This window comes from Aquibacillus rhizosphaerae, from assembly GCF_030282825.1.
Classification (GTDB): domain Bacteria; phylum Bacillota; class Bacilli; order Bacillales; family Amphibacillaceae; genus Aquibacillus_C; species Aquibacillus_C rhizosphaerae.
In genome coordinates this window covers 1-5,125 of the sequence record NZ_JASTZU010000035.1, presented here as the reverse complement: position 1 = coordinate 5,125, position 5,125 = coordinate 1, and the positions used below count along the sequence as shown (strand labels likewise).

General features: G+C 34.8%; 7 protein-coding genes. 6 read left to right on the top strand and 1 reads right to left on the bottom strand.

The features are described from left to right. Nucleotides 1-513: 513 nt before the first annotated feature. The 6 genes from QQS35_RS10650 to QQS35_RS10625 all read left to right on the top strand — a co-directional run bounded on the left by QQS35_RS10650 (nt 514) and on the right by QQS35_RS10625 (nt 4,364). Nucleotides 514-1,350 carry an alpha/beta fold hydrolase gene (locus QQS35_RS10650; RefSeq protein ID WP_285932065.1) on the top strand — a complete coding sequence of 279 codons (837 nt, stop codon included), beginning with the start codon at nt 514-516 and terminating at the stop codon, nt 1,348-1,350. Nucleotides 1,351-1,386: 36 nt separating this feature from the next. Next, nucleotides 1,387-1,821: a Dps family protein gene (locus QQS35_RS10645; protein WP_285932063.1), complete on the top strand. Its 435-nt coding sequence runs from the start codon at nt 1,387-1,389 to the stop codon at nt 1,819-1,821. A gap of 192 nt (nt 1,822-2,013) precedes the next feature. Then, entirely contained in the window at nt 2,014-2,877 is an 864-nt protein-coding gene (locus tag QQS35_RS10640; RefSeq protein ID WP_285932062.1) for a phosphotransferase family protein, read from the top strand. A gap of 416 nt (nt 2,878-3,293) precedes the next feature. After that, a complete protein-coding gene (locus QQS35_RS10635; protein WP_285932061.1) occupies nt 3,294-3,566 on the top strand; it encodes a hypothetical protein in 273 nt (90 codons plus the stop codon). Then, complete coding sequence (locus QQS35_RS10630; RefSeq protein ID WP_285932060.1) at nt 3,538-3,693, top strand: hypothetical protein; 156 nt, start codon at nt 3,538-3,540, stop codon at nt 3,691-3,693. Before QQS35_RS10635 ends, QQS35_RS10630 begins: the two co-directional genes overlap by 29 nt. 131 nt (nt 3,694-3,824) lie before the next feature. Continuing rightward, nucleotides 3,825-4,364 carry a hypothetical protein gene (locus QQS35_RS10625; protein WP_285932059.1) on the top strand — a complete coding sequence of 180 codons (540 nt, stop codon included), beginning with the start codon at nt 3,825-3,827 and terminating at the stop codon, nt 4,362-4,364. A 121-nt stretch (nt 4,365-4,485) separates the two neighbouring features. Here QQS35_RS10625 and QQS35_RS10620 read toward each other — a convergent pair whose 3' ends face one another. Then, nucleotides 4,486-5,016 carry a M50 family metallopeptidase gene (locus tag QQS35_RS10620; RefSeq protein WP_285930886.1) on the bottom strand — a complete coding sequence of 177 codons (531 nt, stop codon included), beginning with the start codon at nt 5,014-5,016 and terminating at the stop codon, nt 4,486-4,488. Between the last annotated feature and the right edge of the window lie 109 nt (nt 5,017-5,125).

The following is a 5,125-nucleotide window of genomic DNA, read 5'->3' as shown; positions in this document are numbered from 1 at the left end:
TTCCCCATGAAAAACACCTCCGATTTTAGTACTTGTCTTAAGTGTACCATTTCCGAAGGTGTTTTATATTGTCTCACTAATTTATGTTAGTCCAAAAGGAAACTCTTTGATTAAACCGCTCTTTAATGCGGTTTGTAGTTGATGATTGTAACAGGGGTCAGATTCCTCAAATGGACGAGGGTCTGATCCCTGTTTTAATTAGTATTAAATTCTGTTTTTTTGAAAAATCACTATTAGATTTAAAATATACTCAATGGAATTATTTGTGAATGAAAATAGGGTGTAATTGCTATCTTTATTTCTGCAGTGAAATGTATGGTCCCTTCAGTGCACTTTGCTTAGATAAAATTAATCGTCATACCTTAGAGCCTGCTTGAAATCGAACACCGAACCATGTCGAAGAAATTAATACTTTCTTTACACTAATCGCGTTGACTATAAAATTTCACTAGGCTAATATTAGCTAGAAATATTTGTAAGAAAATTGGGGAAATGAAGATGGGGGAATGGCAAATGGGTAAGGTTACAGTTGGACAAGAAAATGGAATTGCGGTTGAGCTTCATTATGAGGACGTAGGAGCGGGTAAACCGGTTGTCTTGATTCATGGTTGGCCGCTTAGCGGAAGATCTTGGGAGAAGCAAGTACCTGCATTGGTGGAGGCAGGTTATCGAGTGATTACGTACGACCGTCGTGGGTTCGGTCAATCCTCACAGCCTTGGGATGGTTATGACTACGATACACTTGCGGCAGACTTGAATAATTTGATTTTGCAACTGGACCTTCAAGATATAACGCTGGTTGGATTTTCGATGGGCGGCGGAGAAGTGTCGCGTTACATCGGTACTTATGGAACAGAACGTGTAGCAAAAGCGGTGTTAGCCGGTGCAATTCCTCCGTTTCTGCACAAAACTTCAGATAATCCGGATGGAGGATTCGATGATGAGACCATCCAAGGTTTTCTAGATGGGGTGAAAGCCGATCGATTGGCGTTTTTAGATGCGTTTACGACAAACTTCTTCGCATCTGGTGACAGAACCGATTTGGTTACCGAAGCTTTCCGTATGTATAATCGCGATATTGCAGCATTCGCTTCACCGAAAGGCACGCTTGATTGCATCTCGGCATTTAGTTATACGGATTCTCGTGAGGATTTGGAGAAATTTAACTTGCCAACGCTAATACTTCATGGTGATGCGGATGCGATTGTACCTGTTGAAATAAGCGGTCAGAGGACACATGAGCGAATTCCCGGCAGCCAACTTGTATTAATTAAAGACGGGCCGCACGGATTTAACGCTACACATGCGGAAGAATTTAACCATGAATTGGTGAAATTCTTAAATTCCTAATTGAATAGAGAACTGTGCTTCCCAGGAGGATGAGAAATGACGATTAAAGATTATTTAAACAAACAAATTTCTGATTGGAACATCTTATACGTGAAACTGCAACATTATCATTGGTCTGTTAAAGGAGAACAGTTTTTTACGTTACACGCGAAATTCGAAGAGCTTTACAACGAGGCTGCCGGTTATATTGATGAAATAGCAGAACGCGTCCTTGCATTAGGAGGTAGCCCCGTTGCTAGTCTGAGAGAATATCTAGAGTTGGCTTCTATTCAAGAGACTCCGGCAATTGAATCATCCACGGAAATGGTACAGGAGATAGTGGACGATTATACAAAGATGATTTCAGTTTTGAAAAATGGAATGGAACTAACGGAAAGTGAGAATGATGAGATTACTGGGGATATACTTTTAGCGATTTATTCGGATTTGGAAAAGCATGTTTGGATGTTAACCGCCTACTTGGGTGAGTGAATGACAGAATGGAAAATCCACGCCGTAAACTATGGTGTGGATTTTTTTCATAAATTTGCTAAATAAGTAATTTTTAGGTGTCCAATATCTTGATATTGATTTATTATATAGTTAAAAGTAAGTGTTTAATAGAGTCATTCTATCTGTGGTTTTTAAATCAATTGGCAAGATTATGTATAAAGGGGGAGTTTGATGTTAAATCGTGTCATTGAACAATTTCGATTAAAGGTATCATCAATTGATGAGGTTGAAGACTCCCATAGTTCAACCGTTTATAAATGTAATTTATCTAATGGTGAAAATGTTTTTTTGAAAATTCCTTTTACAAAGTTGAAGTATCAAAGAGAGTTGGAAGCCTATGAAATCTTAAAAGGAAGCGTACCTATTCCAGAAATGATAGATTATTGGTCAGGTGATGAGGAATGTCCTGGTGCTTTTTTATTATCTGAATTAAAGGGTAATTCACTATCAACTAAGGCTAAACCCACAATAGCGTTCCAAGTCGGGGTTCTTCAGGCTAAAATGCATTCCATTCGTCCTCCTGCAGAGAAAGCCTTATCTGGTATAAAAAATGAATTTCCGAACTGGTCTCATTTTGTTGAAGAACAATTTTATAGTTTTGCTGAAGATGTAAGAGACATTTTGGATGAACATTTATACAATAAAGCCATTGAAACATTTAAAAGGATGAAACAAGAGCTTCCTTCCGCAGTTGGACCAAGCTTTGTACATATGGATTTTCGACCAGCAAATATAATTGTTGATGAGGAAAAAGTTTCAGGAGTAATAGATTTTGAAAGTGTAAGATTTGGATCAACAGAAATTGATTTCACCAAACTTTATCGTGATTTTTTAAGTTATGATGATAGCCTATATATTGCATACCAAGAAGGCTATAACAGTATAAGACCATTAATTGACCTAGAAAATGTGCTGCCTTTTTATCGGTTTACTGATGCCTTTAATAGTATTGGGTGGTGTAAACGTCGAGGAATTGAAAATAATGCTTTATTTCTAAAAGAAAATGTAGTGAGATTAAAAAAGTGGTTACTATGAAAATGATGAGTATACATCTATCTTAGAATAGTGAATAAATATACCGTAGTTTGGGAGTTCAATCTAATAATTATATCTAGTGGCTAGTTGATTTTCTAAGAAAGAGGTAAAATGAAACTACGTAAAATTTTTGCAATTGTAATTATAAGTATAATCTTGATAGTGACCGTTTTCGGAGTTAAGCAGTACATAGAAAATCAAAGATACGAAAGTTACTTATTGTTACAAGTAGCTAATGACTTCTCAAAACTTTATTCGTTCGTTTCAAACAACCAACAAATTTACATTGATATTATAAATTCGAAAATATATCTCTGAAACAGGTAGATCAACTATATAATAATTAATCCATTTCTAGAGTTTCACAGGAATACCAACAATTAGGTTCACAATTAAAGCTATTGAGTAGAGGTAAATTGGATAATCTTCCATCCATTAATGCCAGTAGTATTTCTTATTATTATGAACGCTTAATAAAAGATATTACTAGAAATGAAGATACTTATAGGGAAGATAGGGCTTTTCATTTACCTTATGAACTTCTTTCATCAGAACCATATATACTTGAAGTGGAGGAACTGAAAAAGATTAAAGAAATAAAAAATTTAAACGATGTATGGGTAGATGTTTTCCCTGGATTTGTTAAGGGGATTTCAAGTGATGGTAAATCTCAGCCCGATCTCTATTGAAACTTACAGAGAGACAGGCTTAGCATCTGAATTCTGGATTGAAGTTGTTGAAGGCATGGAATTTCAAACAAATAAGTATCTGGAGGAAAATGGCTATCTTAGTAATATTAAAGATATATTATATTAGTACTGCGCTAATGTTCAAGAAAAAAAGGGAAAATCAACAGATTGCTGTATTAAGTATAAAAAAATATTTTATAAAATTAAAATTTTATGAATTGAGGGACAGTGGTGTACACTCCTAGAAGAATTTATCCTATGTGTCCAAAGTGTAAACAATATCATACGTATGACGTAATTCCAGAACTGCCTAATGAACCTGCGTTACAATTATCTAAGGATGTTGTAGAAAATACTCATGAGATGACTATTGGTAATGGAAAGTATTATTGCCTTAATTGTGATTACTCTTGGAAAAAATATCGTGGTAAAAAAATATATGAACAAATAAAAGTTATTCATGCAAATACGGGTGGTTACGCTGGACCATTTTTTGGAGTGATAATTGATATAGAATCGTTGGAGATTGATAGAAATGATTACAGTGCGATTAATATAGAAACTATTGATACTCCAATGGAAGAAAAAATAGAATGGTTTAAATCGGAGCTTCATAAATGTGATTTCGTAAATTGGGCAGAGGAATACTTTGCTTTAGTGATGGATGGTACACAATGGCGTATTCAAATTGAATACGAAAGCTACTGTGAAATTAAAGTAGGAAGTAACCATTTCCCTCCTAAATGGACCAAATTTTGTAGAGCGATCTCAAAGATAAGTGGTGGAGAATTTTATTAGAGCGTAGGTTATTGTTGACCGTTTAGAAAGCCCTCTTTGGAGTGCATTTTTTTATAATGTTGATAATTAAATGAAATTGGAGGGAAAGCTGATACATTCAGGTTTCCTCTCGATTGTTTAGCTATTTATCTTTATATTCTTTAGGATTATCCCTACTCATAATTAGTTTCATAACTCTATATCCATCGCTTGGCATTCCTTTATAAGCCCTTAAAAATGATGGATATTTTATAGGGAGAATTGTAATAATGAATTGTACCAAAGATGCATTCATAATAGACTTTAATAAAAAAATTATAATGTATTGACTGTCTGAAAATGTAATTGAAATATAACAAATTAAACCTAGTATAAATGAAAAAAATGGACCTGCAATCATAATCATAGCATTGGACACAATGTTATTCTTACCTTTAGGTATGTTATATTCGACAAAACCAACCCACCCACTTAAAGGCTGAATTTTAAATGTTAGTTTACCTACTTTAAAACCAGTACCCTTGAAAGAGCTTCCCAATCTAACTCCTACTGGCTCTTTGAACAATATTAATGCTGTAAGTGCGTGACCAAGTTCGTGAACTAAAGTAGTAAGCGGAAGTATCAAGGAGACGAACAATAAAAAAGTGATTGTGAATTGTATATAGCTATCCATAAGTTCCCCCAATCAATCCAATTATCTTATGGATACATTCTACATTGACCAAAAGACTCCTGCACCTTATTAAATAATGAGGAGCTAAATATTGAATTTTGCCAAACGT